We start from the raw sequence: 24,410 nt of genomic DNA, 5'->3' as shown, positions 1-24,410 counted from the left end.
GCATGGAAACGCTTCTCGACATTCGCAATCTCTCGGTCGATTTCCGCACGCCGCGCGGCCGGGTGCAGGCCCTGCGCGACGTCTCCTTTCCGGTGCGCAAGAACCGCATCGTCGGCATTGTCGGCGAAAGCGGGTCGGGCAAGTCCACCGTGCTCTGGGCGATTCTTGGGCTGTTGGCCAAGAACGCCGAGGTGACATCCGGCGAGGTGCAGTTCGGCGCGCGCGATCTGCTGCACGCCGGAGAGGCCGCCCTGCGCGCCGCGCGCGGAGAGGAGATTTCCGTGGTCTTCCAGGACCCGATGACAAGCCAGATCCCGGTTCTGACCTATGGGCAGCAGATGCTCGACATCCTCTATCGCCGCCGCAACGTCTCGGCGGCCGAAAAGCGCCGTTTGGCGGTGGAGATGCTGGGCAAGGTCGGCATCCCCGATCCGGCCAGCCGCATCGACCAGTATCCGCACCATTTCTCGGGCGGGATGCGGCAGCGCGCCGGGATCGCCATGGCGCTCCTGACCGGGCCGAAGCTTCTGCTGGCCGATGAGCCGACCACCGCGCTCGACGTGACGATGGAGGCGCAGATCATCCATCTGTTGCAGGAGTTGCAGCACGAACTGGACGCCACCGTTGTCGTGGTCTCGCACAACCTCGGCCTGATCGCGGAACTGTGCGACGATGTGGTGGTGATGTATGCCGGAGAGGTGATCGAGGCCGGCGAGGTGCGCGAGATCTTTCACAACGCGCAGCACCCCTATACTCGCGCGCTTCTGGAATGCGATCCGGCGCGGATCGACGACGTGTCGCGCAAGCTGCCGGTGATCCCCGGCGAAATTCCCGATCTGACGCGGCCGCGGCAGGGCTGCATCTTCGCGCCGCGCTGCCAGCGGGTGATGCCGGAATGCCGGCAGATCACCCCACCGGATGTAGAGCGCAGCGCCGGCAATTTCGCCCGCTGCCATCTGCTTGACGGGCCGCTGGCGGACCCGTCCTGGCCGCCGCCGCACGAGGTGAACACCGTCGGGCGGGGGCAGGAAACCGCGCTCAAATCCGCCACCGTCGCCTCGGCGGAGCCGCTGCTCGATGTCAGCGCGCTGAACGTGCAGTTCGAGACGATGGGACCGATCCGCGCGAAGCTGCGCGGCGTCGAGGCCCGGCATGTGGACGCGGTGCTCGACGTGAGCCTGTCGGTGCGTCCGGGCGAGACCGTGGGCCTTGTGGGCGAGAGCGGCTCCGGCAAGACGACGCTGGGGCGCACGATCCTGAACCTTGTCAGGGCGCAGGGCGGGTCCGTTCGGTTCGAGGGCAACGAGATCCGCAACATGCCCGAAGGGCGGTTCAAGCCGTTGCGCCGCGACATGGCGATGATGTTTCAGGATCCGGTCGGCTCTCTCAGCCCGCGCAAGTCGGTGCGCGCGCTGATCACCGAGCCGTTCCAGATCCACGGCATCACCGGCGTCGATCTGGACAAGGAGGCCGAACGGCTCGCCGATATGGTGCGCCTGCCCAAACCCTTCCTGTCGCGCTATCCGCATGAGCTTTCGGGCGGGCAGGCGCGGCGCGTGGGCGTGGCGCGGGCGCTGGCGCTCAATCCCAAGCTGATTATCGCGGATGAACCGACGGCGGGGCTCGATGTGTCGGTGCAGGGAGAGATCCTCAACCTGATGGCCGACCTTCAGTTCGAGCATGGGCTGGGATACCTGATCATCACCCACAACCTGCCTGTGGTGCGCCACATCGCGGACCGGCTGGCGATCATGTATCTGGGCCGGATCGTGGAGCAGGGCGACACCGCGGAGCTTTTCCGCAATCCGGTGCATCCCTACACGCAGGCCCTTGTCGAGGGCGTGCCGCAACCCGACCCGGACAGGCGCCGGGCGCATGTGTCGATTTCGGGCGAGGTGCCGAGCCTGCTCAACCGGCCGAAGGGCTGCGACTTCGCAACCCGCTGCCCCTATGTGCAGGATCGCTGCCGGGGTGAGAAACCGCCGCATTACGAGCTTGAGGGCGGACGCAGCCACGCCTGCTTTTTTCCGCTGAACTGAACCCACGACATCACAAGAACAAGAAGAGTGAAGACCATGAGCTATGGTATCTATATCGGGCGGAACCATACCGCCGACGGTATCCCCTATCTGGCCGGATATGGCGATGAGCCGTCGAGCCACTGGCTCGAGATCAACCCGCGGCAGGATCACGCGCCCGGCAGCACCGTCACCGTCGGCGTCACGCCGCAGGCCGATATGCCCGGACGGCTGAGCGAGATACCGCAGGCGGCGCGGACGGCGCGCAATATCCGCGTGAGCTATAGCTACTACCTCGGCGTGCCCGCACCGCTGACGAATGGCGGGCTGAATGAACACGGGGTGGCGGTGCGCGACATCTGGTCCACCTCGCGCAGGGATCTGATCGCAATGACGCCCCGAGACCAGAGCGGGCCGAATTATTCCGATCTGGCGCGTTTCGTCGTGGAACGCGCCCGCACCGCCCGCGACGGGGTGGAGTTGATCGGGGCGCTGATCTCGGAGCACGGCTATTCCACCTATGGCGGCAACTCTCACATCATTGCGGACCCGGACGAGGCATGGGTGGTGATCGAGTTCGCGGGCGGCAAGGGCCTGTGGTGCGCGGAGCGGCTTGGCCCCGACAGCATCCGCGCCTCGCGCCCCGGCTACATCGCCGAGATCCCGAAAGAGCCGAACGCGGATTTCCTCTTTCCGCCGCATTTCTTCGAAACCGCCATCGAGAAGGGATGGTATGACCCGGCAGAAGGGCCGTTTCACGTCAACCGGATCTATGGCGATGGCAAATATCGCTGGGACGGGGTGGCGTGGATCGAGGATGCGATGCGCGCGCGCGCCGCGCGTCCCGAAAAGATCACGCTGGAGGATGTGTTCTGGTCGATCAGCACCGAACGTCTGACCGGCGACACCGCAGGCTACGGGCAGGTTGTGCCTCTCACCCACCCCGCGCATGATGCGCTGCGGATGATGTGGTATGCGCCCGTCGGCGCGGCGACAGCACCGCTTCTGCCGGTCTTTCTCGGCCAGTCGTCGGTGCCCCCCGCCTATCGGCAGCACCGCTACCTGACCAAGGGCGAAAGCCACCGATTTCTCGACCTCCGCAAGGATGACAAGACCCCCGATACGGTGTCGATTGTCCCGCAGGGGATCGAGACCGCCGGATCCGCCGTCTATGTCTTCAAGCGGTTGATGCATCTTGCCTTCCAGAAGCCCGATCCGATCCTGCAAGAGATCGATGACCACTGGCGCGCGGTGGAGCGTCGGGTCAACGCCGCGCTTGGCGATGTGCTGCGCAGCGCCGGCATTCTTCTGGATGCCGGAGAGGAGGCGCTCGCCGCGCAGGTGCTGACGGAATACAGCCATGCGCGGCTGGCCGAAGCACTGGCTGACTGCACCGCGCTGGCGGACGCCGCGTATGTGCGTCTGCGGGCGCTGGATGCGCTGAATCTCACGCGCAGGCCGCTTCGACCGGAGCAGATCTGGTAGGCAGGGACCGCAGAGCGCCGGGCGCGAAATTTCGCGGACAGGTGAATGGCCCCGCCCCGCACCTTGGGATAAGGAGGGGCGAATACCATTCTCCGAGGCGCACCGCGATGCAGACCCAGATCCCCCTGACCCGCGACCTCGTGCTGATCGGTGGCGGGCATACCCATGCGCTGGTGCTGCGCAAATGGGGCATGTCCCCGCTGCCCGGCACGCGGCTGACGGTGATCAACCCCGGCCCCGCCGCGCCCTATTCGGGGATGCTGCCGGGGCATATCGCGGGGCATTACACGCGCGAAGAGCTTGACATAGACCTTGTGCGGCTGGCGCGGTTCGCCGGGGCGCGCGTGATCATGGGGCATGCCACCGGGATCGACGCCGGCCAGAAGACGATCACCGTCGAGGGGCACGGCGAGATCGGCTATGACGTGGCCTCCATCGATATCGGGATCACGGCAGAGATGCCCGAGCTGCCGGGATTTGCCGACCATGCCACCGGGGCGAAGCCGCTGGACACCTACGCCAGTCGCTGGGCCGATTTTCTGGATTCGGTGCCGGCGGAGGAGGCCGCGCCGTCGGTCGCTGTGATCGGGGCCGGGATCGCGGGGGTGGAACTGTCGATGGCGATGGCGCACCGCCTGCGCGGCATGGGGCAGACGCCGGTGATCACGCTTCTGGAGGCCGGAGACGGCATCAGCGGCACGTCGCCCGCCACGTCAAGGCGACTGATGCGGGCGCTTGCGGAGAATAATGTCACCTTCCGCACCGGGGCACGCATCACGCATCTTGAGGCGGGCCGCGTGCATCTGGAGGGGGGAGAGGCGGTCGAGGCCGGATTCATCGTCGGATCGGCCGGGGCCTTCCCGCATGGCTGGCTGGCGGGGACGGGCCTGCCGCTGCACGGCGGCTTCATCGAGGTGGACCCGACGTTGCAAGTGCGCGGGCATGACGATCTCTTCGCGGTCGGCGATTGCGCGCATATGGGCCATGCGCCGCGCCCCAAGGCCGGGGTTTTCGCCGTGCGCGCCGCGCCGGTGCTGCACGACAACCTGCGCGCGGCGCTGAGCGGCGGCAGCCTGCGCCGGTTCACCCCGCAAGGCGATTACCTCAAGCTCATCTCGCTGGGCAAGAAATCCGCGATGGGGGAGAAATGGGGGCGTGTCCTCTCCGGCGCGTTCATGTGGTGGCTCAAGGACCGGATCGACCGCAAGTTCATGGATCAGTTTGCCGACTACCCGGTGATGGCCCCGCCGCGCCTGCCCGATCCGGTGACGCTTGGCGTGCGCGAGGAACTGGCGGGGGGCAAGCCGCTCTGCGGTGGCTGCGGCTCAAAGGTCGGGGCGGAGGTGCTGTCGCAGATCGTTGCCGGGGCACCGCCCGCGATGCGCGATGATATCACCCCCGCGCCGGGCGACGATGCCGCGATCCTCACGGTGGGCGGGCAAAGTCAGGTGATCACCACCGACCACCTGCGCGGGTTCATCCTCGATCCGGCGCTGATGGCACGGATCACGGCGGTGCATGCCCTGGGCGATGTCTGGGCCATGGGCGCCGCCCCGCAGGCCGCCACGATCAACGTGATCCTGCCGCGCCTATCGCCCGCGCTTCAGACCCGCACGCTGCGCGAGATCATGCGGGCGGCGGGCGATGTGATCACCGGCGCGGGCGCGGCCATCGTGGGCGGGCACACGACGATGGGGGCCGAACTGACGCTTGGTTTCACGGTTACGGGGCTTTGCGACGAAGCGCCGATCACGCACGCTGGCGGGCGGTCGGGCGATGCGCTCCTGCTGACCCGGCCGATCGGGTCGGGCACCCTGCTGGCCGCCGAGATGGCGATGCAGGCGCGCGGGCGCGATGTCGCCGCGATGCTGTCGCAAATGGCGGCGCCGCAGGGCGATGCCGCCCGCATCCTGCGCGGCGCGCGTGCGATGACCGATGTGACGGGCTTCGGGCTGGCTGGGCATCTGCGGGCGATCTGCATGGCGTCAAGCACTGGCGCCGCGCTGGAGCTTGAGGCGATCCCGACCTATGACGGGGCGGCGTATCTGGCCGGGGCGGGGCATCGCTCCACCCTCTATACCGCCAATGCGCAGGCGGCGCCGGTGATCGGCGCGCGCGGCGCGACGGGCACGCTTCTGCACGATCCGCAAACCGCGGGCGGGCTGCTGGCCGCCGTCGCCCCCGATGAGGCCGATGATCTTCTCGCGCAGTTGCGGCAGGCCGGGCACCGCGCCGCGCGCATCGGGCATCTGACCGATGAGCCTGCCGTGATCAGGTGCCGCTGACTGGCGCGCGCCGCGGCAGGTCCAGCGCGAGGATGCGATCGGCGGCCCGGCCAAGCGCCGCCGCATCAAGGTCCGTCATCGCCACCCGCGCCAGCGGCGCGCCGAGACGGGCGCTCGACTTGGCATAGCGCGGGTCGTAGTGGCGCTCCATCAGATCCTGCGCCAGCGCCCGAAGCTCTCCGGCGGCGAGCATCTCCTGCCAGCGGGCGATCTGCGCCTTGCCGTGATGCGGCGCAAGCTGCGCCAGCGCCGCGCCGAAGGCGCTGCCATCCTCCAGAAGATCGGCATAGGCCCTGACCAGATAGGCGGCGCGCGCTTCCACGCTGGCCTCGATCAGCACGCGCGGCGCGCGGGTCATCGCCTTCCACAGCGCGGGCGGCACGAACACCCCGCCGATCCTGTTGCTCTCGGCCTCCACATAAACCGGGCGCGAGGTGTCCATCCCGGTCAGCCGCATGGCGATCATCCCCTCGAACCGCTTCTGCGACGGCTGCCCGCCGGGCCGCGCGCCGAACACCGATCCGCGATGCGCCGCCAGCCCTTCGAGATCGAGCACCTGCGCGCCGCGGTCCGCCAGATGATGCAGGACATCTGTCTTCGCCGTTCCGGTGCCGCCGTCGATCACCACCACGCGATGCGCCAGCGGCGTGTCGTGCATCGCCCCGACCACCAGACGCCGGTAACTCTTGTAGCCGCCCTCGATCAGCCCGACACGCCAGCCGACCTGCTCCAGGATCGACGCGAATGAGCCCGACCGCTGCCCGCCGCGCCAGCAATAGACCAGCGGTCGCCAGCCGCCTGTCCGGTCCGCCAGCGGCCCCTCAAGGTGGGCGGCGGCATTGCGCGCCACCAGCGCGGCGCCGACCTTGCGGGCAAGGAACCGATCCTGCTGCACGTAGATGGTGCCGACATGCGCCCGCTCTTCATCCGACAGCACCGGCAGGCTGATCGCGCCGGGGATGTGATCCTCGGCGTATTCCGACGGGCTGCGCACGTCGATGATATCGTCATGGGGCAGCTGCGCGAGATCCTGCAGCGAGGTGAGTCTTTCGGCCATACCCGCGATCTAGACCAGCCCGGCGCCAAAGACCACAGGTCAACACGCCGGGAGACGTGGCTTTACCTGCCGAAGCCCGCGGCCGTCGGCAGCCATGTGGCGATCTGCGGAAAAGCGACAAGAAACGCCATGCCGCAGAGCATCAGAAACACGAAGGGACTTGCCCCGCGCACGATCCGGCTCAGCGGGGCATCGGTGATCCCCTTGATCACGAACAGGTTCATGCCCACCGGCGGGGTGATCATCGCCAGTTCGAGGTTGATCATCAGAAGGATGCCATACCAGATCGGGTCGATCCCGAGGCTCAGCATCGTCGGAAGCAGGATCGGCGTCGTGATCAGGATGATGGCGATGGATTCAAGGAACATCCCCAGCACGAAGATCAGCACCATGACCACGAGGATGAAGCCGAGCGGGCTCAGCCCGAGGTTGACGACCGCCTCTGTCACGCCGACGGGCAGACGGATGAGGGTGATCGCGTGGCCGAACATCGCCGCGCCGGCGATGATCATGAACACCATCATGGAAGTGCGCATGGTGGCATAGGCGCACTCCCAAAGATCGCGCAGGCCGAACCCGCGATAGATCACGACAGCGACGAACAGCGCATAGAGCGATCCGGCCGCCGCCGCCTCGGATGCGGTGAATACGCCGAAGTAGATGCCCCCCATCACCAGCGGGGGGGCCAGAAGCGCCCAGATCGACCGGCTGAAGGCAGCGCGCGCGCGCGCCCAACCCGCCCAGTCCGGTGCGTCGATATTGGAGTGGGTGCGCGCCTGAACCATGCAGTAGACCGAGAATACGAGCGCAAGCAGCACGCCCGGAACGATCCCGGCAAGGAACAGCGCGCCGATGGAGGCCTCCGACACGATGGCATAGAGGATCATCGGCCCCGATGGCGGGATCAGGATGCCAAGCGTGCCGCCCGCGGCAACGACGCCAAGGGCGTTGTGTTCCGGGTAGCCGAACCGCTTCATCTGCGGGATCGCGCTCGACCCGATGGACAGCGCGGTGGCGACCGAAGACCCGGAGATGGCCGCGAAAATGGTGCAGGCCAGAACCGTGGCGACGCCAAGACCGCCCTTCACATGGCCGATCACCGTATGGGCGAAATCGTAAAGATCGTCGATCACCTTGGCGCGGATCATCACCTGCGCCATGAACACGAAAAGCGGTATGGTGCTCAGGATCGGCTTGTTGAGATGGGTGTAGACCGCGTCGCCTGTCCCGTCCATGTCGCCTTCGAACAGAAAGAGGATGACGCTGGCGGTCAGGCCAAGGGCGGCAAAGATCGGAATCCCCGTCAGAAGAAGCACGATCAGCCCGGCAAACACGAGAAACAGGGTCACTTGCGCTCTCCTCTCAGCGTCGCGAACAGGCGCAGGGCAGCCATGGCGCCCAGAAGGATGGCGCCGACGACAATGGGAACCTGCGGTATCCAGGTTTCGATTTCCACATACCCCACGGAGTAGGAGCCGAAGCTGTAGGCGAAAGTGATGGAGTCCCAGATGGAGACACCGAGAATGAGGGCGAAGGCAATCACCGAAAGGTTCGAGAAAAGGCGCTGAATGCGGGCGATCGGCGGGCTCAGCCGTGTCGAAACGAGGTCGATGGAAATATGGTCGCCGCGCCGGAAGGCCTCTGCCGTGCCAAGCATGACCATCGCCACAAGAAGATATCCGATGACTTCGTCACTCCATTGAATTGGGCGGTTGAACACATAGCGTTGGATCACGGCGGTCGTGATCTGCACGAAAATGACGAGAATCAAAAACGTGCTGACCGCCCCGCAGAGGCGGACAACCCCGGTCACCAGCCGTTCGGGAAAGAAGGGGGCCTTGGCCGCCCCCTTCCGGTTTTCACGATCAGGCATCACGTCGCCCGATCACATCTTGTCGATGAGATCGAGGAGCTTCTGGCTGTCGGCGTCGTTCGCACCGAACGCCTCGTCGAAGGCCGGGCGCATGACGCTTTCGAGCCTGGCGATCTCCTCGTCGGTGGCGATATGCACTTTCACGCCCTTTTCGCGAAGCTGATCGGGGCCGGCCGCGCTGGCCGCGACCGATGCCTCGACGGCCCATTGCGCCGCCTTCAGCCCGGCCTCATCAAGCGCCTGCTTGGACTTGTCCGACAGCCCCTCGTAGAACTCGGGGTTCAGGTAGCCGTGAAGATAGGCCGAGAGCACGGGGACCACGGTGAAGGCGTCCTGAACCTCGAAGTATTTGCGCGACACGGCGGCGGCGACATCGGTCAGGGCGGCATCAACGATCCCGGTGGCCAGCGCCTGATAGACCTCGGAGCCGGGCATGGCCGTCGGGGTCGTGCCAAGCGCGCGCAGCGCGGCGTCGAAGGGTGGAGTCAGTCCGCGGAATTTCAGCCCTTCGAAATCCTCCGGCGCCACCAGCGGTTCGCCATTCGTGGTAAAGACGGTGGAATTGGTCTGGAACATCCAGACAACATTTTTCACGCCTTTCTCCTCGAGCTTGTCCTCGAGGAAGGCCGCGGCCTCGGACTCGGGCCATTTTTCCCAGATCTCGATATCACCGAAGGCAAAGGGCGCCACGGTCACGTTCATGATCGGCAGCGTCTTGCCCCACTGAAAGTTGAGCGAAAAGGCGCATTCGATGTCGCCCTTGGCGGTGGCGACGATGTTCTCGCGCGCGCCCACAAGGCTGTCGGCGCCAAAGATCTGCACGTCGATCTCGCCGTCCGAGAGCGTTTCCACCTCTTCGGCCCAGCGATCGACCACCTTGGCGATATGGTGCGCCGGCGGAAGCTGATGGCTGCACCGCATCTCGGTCGCGGCGAGGGCCCCGGTCGGGGCCGCTGCCAGAATGGCAAGGCCCAGGGCCGTCTTGGTCAGGTGCTTCATGATAGTTCCTCCCTTGGTTGAAAATCAGGCGCGCCATCGCGCGTTCTGAGGTGGGCCCGCACGATGCAGCGCCCCGTGAAAGTCATCGTCGGGCATCGCCTCCTCCGCGATGCGCCGGGCAGTCTTGAGGGTGTCCAGGTCGATCCCGGTGGCAAACCCCATGGTTTCGGCAAGATAGACAATATCCTCGAATACGACATTGCCGGTGGCGCCGGGGGCGAACGGGCAGCCGCCCAACCCGCCCAGAGAGGCGTCGATCACCCGAGCGCCATTGTCGAGCGCGGCGGCGGCATTGGCCACGCCCATGCCGCGCGTGTCGTGCAAATGGATGATGAAGGGGCGTCCCGCGCAAACACCGGACATGCGCGCGCAGAGTTCGCCGACCGCCTTCGGCCCGGCATAGCCCACGGTATCGGCCAGCCCGACAATATCGGCCCCGGCCTCAAGGCAGGCGTCCGCCAGCCGCAGCACCTCGTCATGGGCGACATCGCCGGCGAGCGAGCAGCCAAAGGCCATGGCGATCCCCGCGTTGACGATCTTGCCGGGGGCCTCGGCGTCGCGCCGCGCCGCGATCTGCCTAACCAGATCGACGGCGTCGCCGCGCGAGCGGCGCATGTTCGCCTCGCTGTGTTCCTCGGTGGCCGACACGACGCAGACCATTTCGCGGATCGCGGTGGCGAATGCCGCCTCCGCCCCCCGTTCATTGAGCGTCAGGGCCGCGGAATGCAGATCGTGCCGCTCCGCCCCTTCGATCATGGCGCCTACGTCGGCGAACTGCGGAAACCGCCCCGCCGGCAGGAAAGAGCCGATCTCGAAATGGCGCACGCCCGCCGCGGCCTCGCGCTCCAGCCAGTTGAGTTTCGCCTCCGTCGCGGGGTGGGAGCGGGCGATCTGAAGGCCGTCGCGCAGGCCGACCTCGCGCAGGGTGATCCGGTCGGCGGGGTAGATGGCGTCGATCCGGCTCATGCGGTCACCCGGCGCCCTGCGCCGCTTGCGGCGGCGATCTCCGACTCCGACAGCCCCGCCGCGCCCAGCACATCGCGCGTATCCTGCCCGATCCCGGCGATATCGGCGCCCGCGCTCATCACCGCATGGTCATCGACCTCGAAGGGAAAGCCCGGCGCGCGATAGCTCTGCCCCTCGGGCAGATGCGACACATGCAGGCCACCGGGGCGGTTCACATGCGGATCGTCATACATCTCTGCGGGGCGATTGATGGGCGAGAAGGGGATGCCCGCCTCCTCGAACACGGCGATCAGGTCGTCAAAGCCGCGCCCGCGCACCGCCTGCGCCACGATGGGAATCGTCCAGTCCCGCGCCTCGATCTGATCCATACGGGTTTGCAGGCGCGGATCGCTCCGCAACTGATCAAGCCCGAGCAGATCGCACAGCGTCACCCACTGCCCCTCGGTCACGGCGCCGACGAAGATCTGCCGCCCCTCGGCGGTTTCGAAGATGTCATAGACCGGCCATGAGAACTCGCGCTCCGGCATGGGCGGCGCCTCGCGCCCTTCGATGTCGAATTGAACCATGTGCTGCGCCACGAGGAAAAGACAGTTCTCGAACAGCCCGGTGCGCAGCGTGTGCCCCTTGCCATCCTTGCCGCGCTGCAACAGCGCCGCAAGCACCGCGAAGGCGCCGAACAGCCCGCCCATGATGTCATTGGCCGATGAGCCGATGCGCAGCGGCCGCCCGGTCGGCCCGGTCATATAGGCCATGCCGGTCATCATCTGCACCACCTCGTCCATGGCGGTGCGGTTCTCGTAGGGGCCTTTCAGAAACCCCTTGAGCGACGAGACGATGAGATCGGGGTAGCGCTCGCGCAGCGTCTCGGGCGCAAGCCCCATCTTCGCAAGCGACTGATCGCGGAAGTTCTCCACGAACACATCCGCCGTATCCAGCAAACGGTGCAGCGCCGCGCGGCCCTCATCGGTCTTGAGATCGAGCGTGATGCTTTTCTTGCCGCGGTTGAACGTGGGGTAGAAGCCGCGCCCCATGCCGGTCAGCGCGCGCGTCTTGTCGCCCTCCGGCGGTTCGACCTTGATGACCTCCGCCCCGAGAAAGCCGAGAAACATCCCGCAGGACGGCCCCATGATCATATGCGACATCTCTATGACGCGCAGTCCGGTCAGCGGTTTGAAGTCATCGGTCATTCATGCGTCCTCCTTGGGGGGACCATAGCCTCCCGGTCGCATGATGAATATTATAATGTTTCGACATATGCCTTCTTGAAACAAGAACGGTTAGCGTAATCTGAACGCGCCCCGAACCTGCGTGCGCCTCGTGCAATGGTCACTGAAATCATGTGTCAAACCATGCGAGCGGGCGGGTTTGCCGTTGAAACACCTGATGAAAAGCGACTTTTTTATGTAGAAAGTTGACACCTCGCTTTGCACAGGCCATCGTTCATGTGTCTCAAACGTGGTTCCGCCCGGATCGCCGGGTCCGCACAATTATGTGGCACGGGAACAGACAGCGCGCCCGACGGGCCGCACACGCGTGTGAAATGTCATGCTGGCATACGCGCGGACATTGTGGATCAAACTGCCGCGCGCTGCCGCGTGGTCCGCAGAAAACTAAAACTTGAGGGGAGTTTTCTTATGAAAATCACCAAACCCATCCGACACATCGTGACTGGCTTTGCGCTGGCCTCGGCGCTTGGAACGGTCGCCGCGGCCGACACATGGCGCTATGCCTTCGAAGAGGCGATCGACGAGGTTCAGGGCGTCTTTGCCCAGAAGTTCAAGGAAGAGGTCGAGAAGAATTCCGATCATACCGTGCAGCTCTTTCCCTACGGGACGCTTGGCGAATCCGCCGACACGATGGAGCAGGCACAGGCCGGCATCCTGCAGTTCGTGGATCAGTCGCCGGGCTTCACCGGCTCTCTGATCCCCGAGGCGCAGGTTTTCTTCGTGCCCTACCTGCTGCCGCAGGACACCGACGCGCTGGCGAGGTTCTTCCGCAACTCCGAGGCCATCAACGAGATGTTCCCCGAGCTTTACGCCGAACAGGGGCTTGAACTGCTGACCATGTTCCCCGAAGGCGAAGTGGTGATGACCACGAAAGAGCCGGTGACCGGGCCCGACGATCTCGACGAGGTGAAGTTCCGCGTCATGACCAACCCGCTTCTGGTGGAAAGCTACAAGGCGTTCGGCGCAACGCCCACGCCGCTTCCGTGGGGCGAGGTCTACGGCGGGCTGCAAACGAACATCATCCAGGGCCAGGAAAACCCGATGTTCTTCGTCGAATCCACAAAGATGTATGAGGTCACGGACCACATCACCTTTACCGGCCACAACAATTTCACCACTGCCGTGATGGCCAACAAGGACTTCTATGACGGGCTGTCCGAAGAAGATCAGCAAATGATCCAGGACGCCATCGACGTCGCCTTCGATCACATCATCGAGTATCAGGAAGGGCTCACGGAAGAAGCTCTCGACGCGATCCTGGAAGCCAAGCCGGAAATGAACGTCACGCGGCTGACCGAAGAGCAACGCCAGCCGTTCATGGACGCCGCTGAATCGGTGGAGCAGCAGTTCCTCGACATGACCGGCGATAGCGGTGCCGAGATTCTTGAGCAAATGAAAGAGGATCTCGCAGAAGCGACATCCGACTGAAGATCACAAATGACGGGCGCCCACAGGGCGCCCGTTTTTTCAATGAAAACAAATTCAGGGATGGGACAGTGACGGAGCATGACGAAGACGGCTCGCAAATTCAGTCGCAAACCGATACGACATCGACAGACGATGCTCCCTTAAAGGCCTATAAGTCGGATCTTCCGGGGCTTTTGGGTGTCGTGGACACAGGGATTGCCCGCATCGAATCCGTTTTTCTGGCGGCTGGGGTTCTCTTGATGGCCTGCAACACCATCGCGAATGTGGTGGGCCGTTTCGTTTTTCAATCGAGTCTTTTCTTTTCCGAAGAGCTCAACCGCGTTCTCATCATCCTGATCACCTTTGCCGGCATCTCCTATGCGGCGCGGCAGGGTCGGCACATCCGCATGTCCGCGATTTATGACACGCTTCCGTCGAAACCGCGCAAGCTTCTGATGATCGTGATTTCCCTTGTCACCGCGGTCTTCATGCTCGGGTTGGCGTGGTATTCGCTGCAATACATGTTGACGCAGGCCGGGCGCGGCCGGGTGCTGCCGTCGTTGCAGATCCCGGTCTGGATCATTCTGGTCTGGGTGCCGGTCGGGTTCTTCATGACCGGGCTTCAGTACCTGCTGACCGCGATCAAGAACATGATTCAACCCGACATCTATCTCTCGACCAATGTGCTCGAGGGATACGATGACGACGAGATCGAGATCTGAGGAGAGCATCATGTCGATCACGATTTTTTCCATCATGGTGGTTCTTCTTCTGCTGGGATTTCCCATGATGATCCCGCTCATCGTCGCGGCCTTCGTCGGGTTCTTTACCCTCTTCGGCGGCATGGGGCAGATGGAGACCATGGTCCAGCAGATGATGGCCGGGATTCGTCCGGCCTCTCTGATCGCGGTGCCGATGTTCATTCTGGCCGCCGACATCATGACGCGCGGACAGTCGGCGGGCCGGCTCATCGACATGGTCATGGCCTTTGTCGGGCACATGCGCGGGGGGCTGGCCGTTTCGACCGCCGCCGCCTGCACGATGTTCGGCGCGGTGTCCGGCTCCACTCAGGCGACCGTGGTCGCCATCGGCTCCCCCTTGCGGCCGCGCATGCTCAAGGCCGGATACAAGGACAGCTTCATTCTGGCGCTGATCGTGAATTCCTCGGACATCGCCTTTCTGATTCCGCCATCCATCGGCATGATCATCTACGGGGTGGTGTCGAACACCTCCATCTCCGAGCTGTTCATCGCCGGCGTCGGGCCGGGGCTTCTGATTCTGGTTCTGTTCTCGATCTACTCGTGGATCTACGCGGTGAGACACAAGGTGCCGACGGAGGAGCGGGCGACATGGTCCGAGCGGATGACGACCACGCGCAGGGCGCTCTGGCCGCTCGGGTTTCCGGCGATCATCATCGGCGGCATCTATGGCGGCATCTTTTCCCCGACCGAGGCCGCGGCGGCCTGTGTGCTCTATGCGCTGTTTCTGGAAATGGTGGTGTTTCGGGAGCTGGATTTCAGAGGGCTGTATGACACCGCGAAGTCCACCGGGCTGATCACGGCGGTCGTCTTCATCCTCGTCGCGGTGGGCAATGCCTTTTCGTGGGTCATTTCCTTCGCGCAGATCCCGCAGGAAATCCTGAGCGGTATCGGCATCGACGAAATGGGCCAGATCGGCGTTCTGGTGGTCATCTCCATCGCCTTTTTCATCGGCTGCATGTTCGTGGACCCCATCGTGGTGATCCTCGTTCTGGTTCCGATCTTCGCCCCGGTTGTGGACAGTGTCGGGCTCGACCCGGTTCTCGTGGGCGTTATCATCACCTTGCAGGTGGCCATCGGCTCTGCGACACCTCCATTCGGGTGTGACATTTTCACGGCCATCGCGGTGTTCAAGCGGCCCTACATGGACGTGGTGCGCGGCACGCCGCCGTTCATCCTGATCCTGCTGTGCATATCCGCGGCGCTGATATTCTTTCCGCAGATCGCCCTTTTCCTGCGGGACATGGCCTTTGCCAAATGATCCCGGTGCAACAAACAGATAAGGAATGACGATGTTCAAGAATATCCTTGTCCCCTTCGATGGCTCCACCGGGGCGGAGGAGGCCCTCATCACGGCGGCCAGCCTGGCCAAGCTCTGCGATGCGGAAGTGACGGTCCTGACGGTCTATCGCCACCACTCGATGCTGGAGGCGTCGTTCTCGATGGTGCGCACGCAAGAGCCGGGCAGCATCGACGACGCCATGCGCAGCCACGCCAAGGAGGTGGCCGAACACGGCAAGGCGATCCTGACGGAACAGGGCGCCCCCCGCGTGCGCGGCTTCACCAAGGTCGGGCAGCCCGCGCGCACGATCATCTCTTTCGCCAAGCAGCACGAGAACGATCTCATCGTGATCGGCAGCCGCGGAATGGGATCGGTCGAAAACTACCTGCTGGGCAGCGTATCGCACAAGGTCACCGGCCTGTCGCCCGTTCCCGTGCTGGTCATCTGAGGCCAGAACCCACCGCCCGAGGCGGGAAAGCCGGCGCGGCGCCCTTGCCCCGGGGCGCGGCCGGGCATTTCCCACTTGGCACACTGGCCCCCTTTCATTACCAACGGTCCCGAACGACCGGGGGGAATTCATGCACACAGACTGCGATGCGCCGGGGCCTTTCCGCGCCCGGCGGGCAGGGGGCCGTCATCGGGCAGGCGCCGGGGCCGCGCGATGGTGAAACTGAGGTCGCTGATCCTGGCGCTCTGCCGCTGGGCGGACAGGGCCACCGCAGTGCTGTGCGGCACGGCCTGTGCCGTTCTTGTGGCCAGCGTTCTGGCCATCGTCGTTCTGCGATTCGGCTTCGACACCGGCTTCATCAAGCTACAGAACCTTGCCGGCTATGCCTTTGCGGTCCTAATGATCCTGTCGTTGCCCTACTGTCTGGCGCGCGGCGGCCATGTGCGGGTGGAAGTGATTTCCGAGCGCCTGCCCGCCGCTTACATCCGCGTCGCCGATACCGCCGCGCTCCTTTTTCTGATGGTGCCGGTGTTCGGCCTGATGATCTGGGCCTATTGGCCCGATCTGCTCTATAGCTGGTCGATCCGCGAGGGCGCGATCGAGACGGGGGGCCTCGGCGGCGTCTATCTGGTCAAGACCGCGCTGCCGCTGGCGGGCGGGCTGATGATCCTTCAGGGCCTCGGCGCGGTCCTCTCGCCAGAGGCGCGCGAGACATGATCCTGTCCGAGATGTTCCTTGCTCTCATGCTGCTCGGCCTCTTCGCCGGCATCCTGAGCGGTATTCCCGCCATGCTGGCGATTGCCGGGGTGCCGCTGCTCACCGCCGTGATCGCAAGCGCCTTCGGGGCCTTCGATCTTGGGTTCCTCAACTTCTTTCCCGCGCGCGTCTATGGCGTGATGTCCAACCCGCTTCTGATGGCAGTGCCGCTTTTCGTGCTCATGGGGGTGCTGCTCGAAAAATCCCATGTCACGCAGAAGATGCTCGATGTGCTGCGCCGGATGCTCGGCGGTTCCGCACGCGGCATGGCGCTTTCAGTTCTGGCGTTCTCGGCGATCATCGCCGCATCGACGGGAATTGTCGGTGCGACGGTGGTGATGCTGGTGCTGATCAGCCTGCCCGCGATGCTCGACGCCGGGGTGCCCAAGCGGCTGGCCAGCGGAATCATCTGCGCCAGCGGCACATTGGGGCAGATCATTCCGCCCTCGATCCTTCTGGTGCTACTAGGCGATCAGATCGGCAATACCTACCTCGAGGCGCAGCAGCAGGCGGGCAATTTCGCGCCCGATGCGGTTTCGGTCGGCGATCTCTTTGCCGGGGCGTTGTTGCCGGGGCTGGTGCTTGTCAGCCTCTATGCGCTTTACATCTTCGCCACGCTGCGGGGCAGCGGCGTCCCCAAGGCGGGGTCGGTTCAGACCGGACCACAGCCGCGCCCGCGCGAGATTCTCGAAAGTTTCGCGCCACCCCTGCTGATGATCCTCGCGGTTCTCGGCTCGATCCTCGCCGGCATCGCCACCACGACAGAGGCGGCCGGCCTCGGCGCGGTCGGCGCTCTCATCCTCGCGGGCTATCAGTTGCAGGAACCGGGCACGGGGCGGCGCCTCGTGGCGCTCGGGGCGGTGGCGGTGCTGGCGCTTGTCGTGCTGCGCATGGTCACCGACGGACGCTACGGGACCGGCCTGATCGTTCTGGCTGCCTTCTTCGTGGCGCTTCTGGTGCTCGCCATCGCACTGTCGATGCGCACCCTGCTGCGCACCGATGTTCTTGTTGTCGCAACCAGCGACACGCTGAAGATCACCGGGATGGTGTTCGGCATCGTTGTCGCGGCCTCGCTTCTGGCGCTGGTCTTTCGCGGCTTCGGCGGTGACGATCTGGTGTCCGAGCTCATGGCGAACCTGCCGGGCGGGGAATGGGGCGCGCTGGCGGTCATCATGGGGCTGGTGTTCCTGCTCGGGTTCATCCTCGAAGCGGTGGAGATTATCTATATCGTCATCCCGCTTCTCGGGCCGCCGATCCTCGGGGGCGATGTCTCGCCGGTCTGGTTCGGCGTGCTGCTTGCGATGAACCTGCAAACCAGTTTCCTGACGCCGCCCTTCGGGTTTGCGCTGTTCTACTTCCGGTCCACCGCGCCGCGCCACATCACCACCCGCGACATCTATATCGGCGTGGCCCCGTTCGTTGTCCTGCAACTGATCGGGCTGGGCATCCTGATCGCCTTTCCGCCGCTTGCAACATGGTTGCCCGGCGTGCTGTTCTGACCCCAGACGAAAACGAACCTGAAAACTGAAAACTCGGAGGAGAAGATGAAAAGAAGAACATTCCTGGCCAGCGGTGTCGGCGTCGCCGCCGCCGCAGGCAGCCTTGCAAGCCCAGCCGTGGCGCAAGGCAATATCGTGTGGAACCTGCCCACCGCCTTTCCCAAGAACGCCCCCGGCGTCGGAACGAACGTGCAGAGTTTTGCGAAGATGGTTGAAACCATGTCCGACGGACGGCTGAGTTTCCGCGTCCACGGGGGCGGTGAACTGGTGCCCCCCTTCGCCGTCGAGGATGCCGTGCAGCAGGGCAACGCGCCCGTCGGACACGGCCCCACCTACTATGCCGCCGGGAAAAACTCCGCGCTGCACTGGTTCACCGCAGTGCCCTTCGGCATGACATCGAACGAGCATTTCGCGTGGCTCAAATGGGGCGGCGGTCAAGAGCTCTGGGATGACATCTATGCCCAGCGGGGCCTCAAGGCGTTCTATTCCGGCAACTCCAACACGCAATCGGGTGGCTGGTTCAAGAAAGAGATCAACACCGTCGGCGATCTCGATGGCCTGAACATGCGCATCGCGGGTCTGGGCGGGGAGATCTACCGCAAACTCGGCGTCAATGCCGTGCTGATGCCGCCGCCGGAAATCTTCCAGTCGCTGCAATCGGGGGCGATCGACGCCGCCGAATGGGTGGGTCCGATGCTCGATCAGGCGTTCGGCCTTCAGAAGGTGACCAACCTTTGCTACCTGCCGGCCTACAATGAGCCGGGCGCGGGTCTTGCGGTGGTCTTCAATCAGGATGCATGGGACGAGTTGCCTGCCGATCTGCAAATGATCTGTCAGGCGGCGTCCTATGCTGCCGCGCTGGAGACGCAGGCGCAATTCGACTACTACAACGCGCAGGCGATGGCCTCGCTGCGCGAAGAGGGCGTGAAGTTCCTGCATTTCAGCGAGGAGATTGTCACCGCCATGCGCGAGGCGTGGGAAGAGGTGCAGAACGATCTGACCGAGGCCAACCCGGACGTGGCGCGCGTGCGCGAAAGCTATGACGCCTACCTCGTTCAGGCGCAGCGCTACGCCAAGGACATGACCGTCCCGATGCTGACCGGCCGCGGCTGATCTCGCTTCCGGCAGGGGCGGGGCCCTGAGCGGGCCCGCCCCTGCCGCTTGCCACCGCTCTCAGCGTCTTGGGGCGGGAAATGCGCGCGGGCGGCGTGATCCGTCCTGCGTCAACCCGATCTCAACCTTGATGAACAGAACCTTGCCGAACGCCCTGTTCAGGACGCTTTGCGCGGAAATCGGCACCGATGCGATACCGACGCAATACCGACGTTATACCGACACAGGTTTTCAGGCGTTTGATCTGTCTGTTAAAGGTCTTCCGGACAGAAGAGGAGCCGCTGGTTTCTGACCGCTTGACCCGCAAGAATGCCGCCATGCGCCAGAAAGCCAAAGACTAGGAGCGTGCAATGATCTATGATCGCATAGCGAATTCTGATCATGCTGCGGGAAAGGCGGAACAATGGCAATTCAAGAGGGTACCGATGACGGCCTTACCCTGCGGGCACCGACATCCGAGGATGGTGCCGATGTCTGGCAGCTTATACAGGATAGCGGACCGCTGGATGAAAATTCCATGTATTGCAACATCTTGCAGTGCGACCAGTTCGGCGACACCTGCGTTGTCGCCGAACTCGACGGCACTGTTGTCGGCTGGGTGTCGGCGTTCATCGAACCGAGCGATCCCGAATCGCTGTTTATCTGGCAGGTCGCCGTCGACGCTAAGGCGCGCGGGATGGGCGTGGCACGGCGCATGCTCGACCATCTTCTGGCCCGCGAGATCTGCGCGGGGGTGACACGGCTTCGTACCACGATCACGGCGGACAACGAGGCGAGTTGGGCACTGTTCAACTCCTTTGCCGACCGGATGGATGCCGACCTCGAGCGTGAACCCCACTATGAGCGCGAAGAGCATTTCGAGGGACGTCATGCCACAGAATACATGGTCACCATCGGCGAATTCGATGCCTCGGGGGCCCGCGATGAAGACAAAACCTCCGACGAGAGCGACGCAAGCGTGGCTTCCTAGGCCCAATGCAACCCCAGACAAACGGGACCGCAGATGACTCATACCAGAACCGATATCTTCGAACGTCGCGAATCTCAGGTGCGCAGCTATTGCCGCAGCCTTCCGGCGATTTTCACCAGCGCCGAGAATGCGACAATGCGCGACATCGAGGGGCGTGAATACATTGACTTTCTCGCGGGCTGCTCGGTGCTCAACTACGGCCATAACGATCCGGACATGACAGCCGCGCTGATCGAACACATCACTGCGGGCGGGATCGCCCACGGGCTGGACATGTATACCGACACCAAGGCCGAGTTCCTGCGGGCCTTCGAGCGGCTGATCCTGCAACCGCGCGGCATGGACTACAAGGTGATGATGACCGGGCCCACCGGCACAAACGCCGTCGAGGCGGCGATGAAGCTGGCGCGCAAGGTGACGGGACGTGCGAACATCATCGCGTTCACCAACGGCTTTCATGGCATGACACTCGGAGCGCTGGCGGCGACCGGAAACGCCGGCAAACGCCAGGGTGCCGGCGGCGTGTCGCTGGGTGACGTCACGCATATGCCCTATGAAGGGTCGCTGGGCGCGGACGTTGATACCCTCAAGGTCATGGAGGCGATGCTTGCCAACCCGTCGAGCGGGATCGACGCGCCGGCGGCCTTTATCGTCGAGACGGTGCAGGGTGAGGGCGGGCTGAATGCCTGTTCGGCCGAATGGCTACAGGGGGTGGAGAAGCTCGCGCGTGCGCATGACGCGCTTTTGATCGTCGACGACATACAGGCCGGTTGCGGGCGCACCGGGCACTACTTTTCTTTCGAGGAGATGGGCGTGACGCCCGATATGGTCACGCAGGCCAAATCCTTCTCGGGCTACGGGCTGCCGTTCGCCGCGCTGCTGATCAGGCCCGAGTATGACATATGGTCGCCGGCCGAGCACAACGGCACCTTCCGCGGCAACACCCATGCCTTCGTGACTGGACGCGTGGCGCTGGAAAAATTCTGGAGTGATGAGAGCTTCGCCGTCGAGGTTCGCCGCAAGGGCGATGCCCTGCGAAAGGGGCTGGAGGCCGTCGCGGCGCATGTCCCGGGGGCAACGCTGAAAGGGCGCGGGATGATGCGCGGCATCGACGTGGGCTCGGGCGAGCTTGCAGATCGGATCTGCGCCGCCTGTTTCGAGCGCGGCCTGATCATCGAAACTTCGGGCGCCCATGGCGAAGTCGTCAAAGTGCTCGCTCCGTTGACCATCCCAATGGAACAGCTGGAGGCCGGGCTCGACATCATCGGTGCCGCGGCCGGCGTCGTGGCGGGCAGCTGAGGCACGCGATCGCGTGGTCGTCCTGACGGCGCGGAGCGCATTTACCGGGCAGGGAGCTCCCATGGCTGAACATACGGTCGAGAAGATCGGCGGCACCACAATGAGCCGCTCCAACGAGTTGATCGACACGCTTTTCAAACGGGGCGGCCCCGGCGCCGATCTCTACCAGCGGGTCTTCGTTGTGTCCGCCTATGGCGGCATCACCGATCTGCTTCTGGAAAACAAGAAGTCCGGCTCGCCCGGCGTCTACGCGCAGTTTGCCGCCGAAGACAGCAGCATGGGCTGGAGCAACGCGCTCAACACCGTTGCCAATGCTATGTGCGAGGCCCATGGACGCCTGCTCGACGATCCCGGCGACCAGCGCGCCGCCGATGAGTTCGTTCGTGATCGGATCGAGGGTGCGCGCTCTTTCCTGATTGATCTGCAACGCCTGTGTTCCTACGGGCATTTCCGGCTCAACCAGCACATGATGACCATCCGCGAATTGCTTTCGGGACTGGGGGAGGCCCATTCGGCCCATGTCACCGTGCTCATGCTGGCCCGGCACGGTATCAATGCCCGGCTGATTGACCTGACCGGCTGGCGTGACGAAAGCCAGCCTGCGCTCGCCACCCGCCTGGACGATGCGTTCGCCGATGTTGACCTTGCGCGCGAAATGCCGGTTGTCACCGGCTACGCCCAGTGCCGAGAGGGGCTGATGCGCGAGTACGACCGCGGCTATTCCGAGGTCACTTTCGCGCATCTGGCCGCGCGGACTGCGGCCCGCGAGGCCGTCATCCACAAGGAGTTCCACCTCTCCAGCGCCGATCCGCGGCTTGTCGGGGAGGATTGCGTCGTCAAGATCGGGCATACGAATTACGACATGGCCGACCAGCTTTCGAACCTCGGCATGGAGGCGATCCACCCCTCCGCCGCCAAGATCCTCCGCCAGGCCGAGATTCCGTTGCGCATCGTGAATGCCTTCGATCCGGGCGATCCGGGCACGCTGATCGATTCCGACACAAGCGGCCCGCCCCGCGTCGAGATGGTCACCGGGCTTCCCATTCTCGCACTTCAGGTGTTTGAGCAGGACATGGTCGGCGTGAAAGGCTATGACGCCGCCATACTCAAGGCACTGACCCGCCACGATGTCTGGATCGTCTCCAAATCGTCCAATGCCAACACGATCACGCACTACGTCAATGGCACGCTCAAGGCCATGCAGAGGGTCGAAAAGGAGATTCTGACCTCCTATCCGGCCGCCGAGATTGAAATGCGCAAGGTCGCGCTGGTCAGTGCGGTGGGCAGCAACATGTCGGGGCTTCAGGTGCCCCGCCGAGGGCTGAATGCGCTGGCCGAGGCTGGCATCGATCCCATCGCGGTGCAGGATACGGGGCGGCATGTTGACGTGCAGTTTATTGTCGACAGCGAGCAGATGGCCGAGGCCGTCAAGGCCCTGCATGCCGCACTGGTAGAGCAGGACGCGATCGCCGCGAGATAAGGTGGCCGCCCCTGCGTGGACGCCTGCCCGGGGTGGCGGTGGAGCACCCTCGCCCACGCCGCGAGTTCGTGCACCTGAACCTCCGCTCATACCGGGACGGCGTGGCGCTGTTGTCCGCCGCATCGGTCGCTCTGTTGGCCCGGTTCCTCGTCAGCGTCGGGGACAATGCCCCCGGCACCCGGCCGCGTCAGTGATGCTGCGACGCAGCCTCGAACAGAATCAGCTCGACACGCTCGGACCCGTCCACATAGGCGTCGTGACCCGGCGGGATCTCGAAAAAATCTCCCGTCTCGATGGTCGTTTCCGCCCCTGTGTCCACCATGCGAACCACGAGCCTTCCACCGATGCAGTAGCCGGTATGGTGCATGGGACAGGTGTCGGGCGAACCGAGAAGAGGCTTTTCATCCCGTTCCCAGGTCCAGCCCGGTTCGAAGGTCGCATACATGCCGGTTGTTCCGGCGGTTGTCCGAACGATATCGATTCCACCCCGCTCTTTCATGTCGAGCGCTTCGTCCGGAGTTTCGAATCGTCTGGTTTCAATGGTTTGTGACATGGTCGGTGTGTCCTTTTCCGGTGTTTTCAGCGGTGGGTCCGCGATGCTGGCGGACATCATACGCCCACGATGTCGTCCTTCAGGGAGTTGAGCATCGAGCGTACCTCGGTCCGCGACGCCTCGTCGTGTCCTTGCTCGGTCATGGTGGCGATGATGTCGTCGACTGCGGCCTCGTATTCCGCTTCGCTGATATTCATCCCACGATGGGTCTCTGCCATGCTGCGGCCGCGATAGATGTCGGAACCGCCGCATTCGGCCGAGAAGAACATGCAGGTCTGATGCTTGATCTCCGCCACCCTCTCGGGACACTCCAGATAGGGCAGGAAACGCGCCTTGATCGTCGGGTTTCTCAGGTGCGCGTCAACGATACCGTCGACGAGTCGCCGAATCCCGGCAGAGGCGCCGAGCCGGTGGTAGAGTGTAACGTTGACCAATTGGTCTACCGTCGTGTCTGTCATTCGTTCACCTCCTTGGCTGTCTGCCAAAGGTGCGGCATCGGGTGGAATGCACGCGGGCCGCACCTTTCCCGGTCGGGATCTCAATCGGCTCAGGCGCTTTGTGCCTGTGCCGACTTGACATCGGTTGCCGTCATGGCCTTGCCCCCTATGCCCCATGCGCCGCTTGCGATCTCCTGGACACGGACCCAGGTCACGCCGCGCAGGGGCTCGCCCTCGATGCGGACCATCGCCTCGGTCACGTCCTCTATCATCTTCCTCTTCTGATCAGCGTCGAAGACGCCTTCAATCAACTGTATGTCCACAAGCGGCATGACACGATCCTCCTCTACGGCTTCGTTTTCGGTGACATCGGTTCGATCCGATGCGGTGCCAATCTGCCATCCCCGGACGAGGTCTGACCAGTTCACGGACTGAACCAGCCCCGATACTGTTTCTGAACTAGCCCGGATCGGGGTGCCTGTGGCATCCTTGGATCCAC

Annotated in this window: 23 protein-coding genes; 13 read left to right on the top strand and 10 right to left on the bottom strand. The window is 64.2% G+C overall.

From position 1 onward, the window contains the following. Positions 1–2: 2 nt before the first annotated feature. The 3 genes from BMW66_RS02435 (at position 3) to selD (ending at position 5,788) form a co-directional block, all read left to right on the top strand. Positions 3–2,039, top strand: coding sequence for a dipeptide ABC transporter ATP-binding protein (locus BMW66_RS02435; RefSeq protein ID WP_093115049.1), 2,037 nt, complete (start codon positions 3–5; stop codon positions 2,037–2,039). Between the two features lie 36 nt (positions 2,040–2,075). Beyond that, complete coding sequence (locus BMW66_RS02430; RefSeq protein ID WP_093115048.1) at positions 2,076–3,503, top strand: C69 family dipeptidase; 1,428 nt, start codon at positions 2,076–2,078, stop codon at positions 3,501–3,503. Between the two features lie 107 nt (positions 3,504–3,610). Continuing rightward, complete coding sequence (gene selD, locus BMW66_RS02425; protein ID WP_093115047.1) at positions 3,611–5,788, top strand: selenide, water dikinase SelD; 2,178 nt, start codon at positions 3,611–3,613, stop codon at positions 5,786–5,788. Here the strand turns inward: selD and mnmH are convergent. From mnmH to BMW66_RS02395, 6 genes are all read right to left on the bottom strand, one after another. After that, positions 5,775–6,845, bottom strand: coding sequence for a tRNA 2-selenouridine(34) synthase MnmH (gene mnmH / locus BMW66_RS02420; protein WP_093115046.1), 1,071 nt, complete (start codon positions 6,843–6,845; stop codon positions 5,775–5,777). The genes selD and mnmH overlap by 14 nt on opposite strands. Positions 6,846–6,907: 62 nt before the next feature. Beyond that, positions 6,908–8,194, bottom strand: a complete 1,287-nt coding sequence (locus BMW66_RS02415) for a TRAP transporter large permease (protein ID WP_093115045.1) — start codon at positions 8,192–8,194, stop codon at positions 6,908–6,910. Then, entirely contained in the window at positions 8,191–8,718 is a 528-nt protein-coding gene (locus tag BMW66_RS02410) for a TRAP transporter small permease (RefSeq protein WP_093115044.1), read from the bottom strand. The genes BMW66_RS02415 and BMW66_RS02410 overlap by 4 nt, the downstream gene beginning before the upstream one ends. Before the next feature lie 12 nt (positions 8,719–8,730). Beyond that, positions 8,731–9,717: a TRAP transporter substrate-binding protein DctP gene (gene dctP / locus BMW66_RS02405; RefSeq protein ID WP_093115043.1), complete on the bottom strand. Its 987-nt coding sequence runs from the start codon at positions 9,715–9,717 to the stop codon at positions 8,731–8,733. Between the two features lie 24 nt (positions 9,718–9,741). Continuing rightward, on the bottom strand, positions 9,742–10,683 hold the full coding sequence (locus BMW66_RS02400; RefSeq protein ID WP_093115042.1) for a hydroxymethylglutaryl-CoA lyase: 942 nt from the start codon (positions 10,681–10,683) through the stop codon (positions 9,742–9,744). Beyond that, the gene (locus tag BMW66_RS02395) at positions 10,680–11,870 is read right to left on the bottom strand and encodes a CaiB/BaiF CoA transferase family protein (protein ID WP_093115041.1); all 1,191 of its coding nucleotides are present in this window, start codon (positions 11,868–11,870) and stop codon (positions 10,680–10,682) included. Before BMW66_RS02395 ends, BMW66_RS02400 begins: the two co-directional genes overlap by 4 nt. 447 nt (positions 11,871–12,317) lie before the next feature. Here BMW66_RS02395 and BMW66_RS02390 point away from each other — a divergent pair, with 447 nt between their 5' ends. The 7 genes from BMW66_RS02390 (at position 12,318) to BMW66_RS02360 (ending at position 19,172) form a co-directional block, all read left to right on the top strand. After that, on the top strand, positions 12,318–13,337 hold the full coding sequence (locus tag BMW66_RS02390; RefSeq protein ID WP_093115040.1) for a TRAP transporter substrate-binding protein: 1,020 nt from the start codon (positions 12,318–12,320) through the stop codon (positions 13,335–13,337). Positions 13,338–13,435: 98 nt separating this feature from the next. Then, positions 13,436–14,038, top strand: coding sequence for a TRAP transporter small permease (locus BMW66_RS02385; RefSeq protein WP_093115399.1), 603 nt, complete (start codon positions 13,436–13,438; stop codon positions 14,036–14,038). Positions 14,039–14,048: 10 nt separating this feature from the next. Continuing rightward, positions 14,049–15,335 carry a TRAP transporter large permease gene (locus BMW66_RS02380; RefSeq protein ID WP_093115039.1) on the top strand — a complete coding sequence of 429 codons (1,287 nt, stop codon included), beginning with the start codon at positions 14,049–14,051 and terminating at the stop codon, positions 15,333–15,335. Positions 15,336–15,360: 25 nt separating this feature from the next. Then, complete coding sequence (locus BMW66_RS02375; RefSeq protein ID WP_342741835.1) at positions 15,361–15,804, top strand: universal stress protein; 444 nt, start codon at positions 15,361–15,363, stop codon at positions 15,802–15,804. A gap of 213 nt (positions 15,805–16,017) precedes the next feature. Beyond that, positions 16,018–16,521, top strand: coding sequence for a TRAP transporter small permease subunit (locus tag BMW66_RS02370; RefSeq protein WP_093115038.1), 504 nt, complete (start codon positions 16,018–16,020; stop codon positions 16,519–16,521). Then, positions 16,518–18,059: a TRAP transporter large permease gene (locus BMW66_RS02365; RefSeq protein ID WP_093115037.1), complete on the top strand. Its 1,542-nt coding sequence runs from the start codon at positions 16,518–16,520 to the stop codon at positions 18,057–18,059. Before BMW66_RS02370 ends, BMW66_RS02365 begins: the two co-directional genes overlap by 4 nt. Before the next feature lie 45 nt (positions 18,060–18,104). Beyond that, the gene (locus tag BMW66_RS02360; RefSeq protein WP_093115036.1) at positions 18,105–19,172 is read left to right on the top strand and encodes a TRAP transporter substrate-binding protein; all 1,068 of its coding nucleotides are present in this window, start codon (positions 18,105–18,107) and stop codon (positions 19,170–19,172) included. Positions 19,173–19,293: 121 nt separating this feature from the next. Here BMW66_RS02360 and BMW66_RS19960 read toward each other — a convergent pair whose 3' ends face one another. Next, positions 19,294–19,491, bottom strand: coding sequence for a hypothetical protein (locus tag BMW66_RS19960; protein ID WP_139196108.1), 198 nt, complete (start codon positions 19,489–19,491; stop codon positions 19,294–19,296). A gap of 84 nt (positions 19,492–19,575) precedes the next feature. Here BMW66_RS19960 and ectA point away from each other — a divergent pair, with 84 nt between their 5' ends. The 3 genes from ectA (at position 19,576) to BMW66_RS02345 (ending at position 22,921) form a co-directional block, all read left to right on the top strand. After that, a complete protein-coding gene (gene ectA, locus BMW66_RS02355; RefSeq protein WP_093115035.1) occupies positions 19,576–20,142 on the top strand; it encodes a diaminobutyrate acetyltransferase in 567 nt (188 codons plus the stop codon). Positions 20,143–20,175: 33 nt separating this feature from the next. After that, on the top strand, positions 20,176–21,441 hold the full coding sequence (ectB, locus tag BMW66_RS02350; protein ID WP_093115034.1) for a diaminobutyrate--2-oxoglutarate transaminase: 1,266 nt from the start codon (positions 20,176–20,178) through the stop codon (positions 21,439–21,441). A 61-nt stretch (positions 21,442–21,502) separates the two neighbouring features. Further along, a complete protein-coding gene (locus tag BMW66_RS02345) occupies positions 21,503–22,921 on the top strand; it encodes an aspartate kinase (RefSeq protein WP_093115033.1) in 1,419 nt (472 codons plus the stop codon). A 187-nt stretch (positions 22,922–23,108) separates the two neighbouring features. Here BMW66_RS02345 and BMW66_RS02340 read toward each other — a convergent pair whose 3' ends face one another. The 3 genes from BMW66_RS02340 to BMW66_RS02330 form a co-directional block, all read right to left on the bottom strand. Then, positions 23,109–23,474 carry a cupin domain-containing protein gene (locus BMW66_RS02340; RefSeq protein WP_093115395.1) on the bottom strand — a complete coding sequence of 122 codons (366 nt, stop codon included), beginning with the start codon at positions 23,472–23,474 and terminating at the stop codon, positions 23,109–23,111. 56 nt (positions 23,475–23,530) lie between these two features. Beyond that, complete coding sequence (locus BMW66_RS02335; RefSeq protein WP_093115032.1) at positions 23,531–23,932, bottom strand: group I truncated hemoglobin; 402 nt, start codon at positions 23,930–23,932, stop codon at positions 23,531–23,533. A gap of 89 nt (positions 23,933–24,021) precedes the next feature. Beyond that, positions 24,022–24,339 (bottom strand): tautomerase family protein, encoded by a 318-nt coding sequence (locus BMW66_RS02330; RefSeq protein ID WP_245729304.1) that lies wholly within the window; start codon positions 24,337–24,339, stop codon positions 24,022–24,024. Positions 24,340–24,410: the final 71 nt, after the last annotated feature.

Source organism: Salinihabitans flavidus, assembly GCF_900110425.1.
GTDB classification, from domain to species: domain Bacteria; phylum Pseudomonadota; class Alphaproteobacteria; order Rhodobacterales; family Rhodobacteraceae; genus Salinihabitans; species Salinihabitans flavidus.
This window is presented reverse-complemented; position numbering and strand designations above follow the sequence as displayed.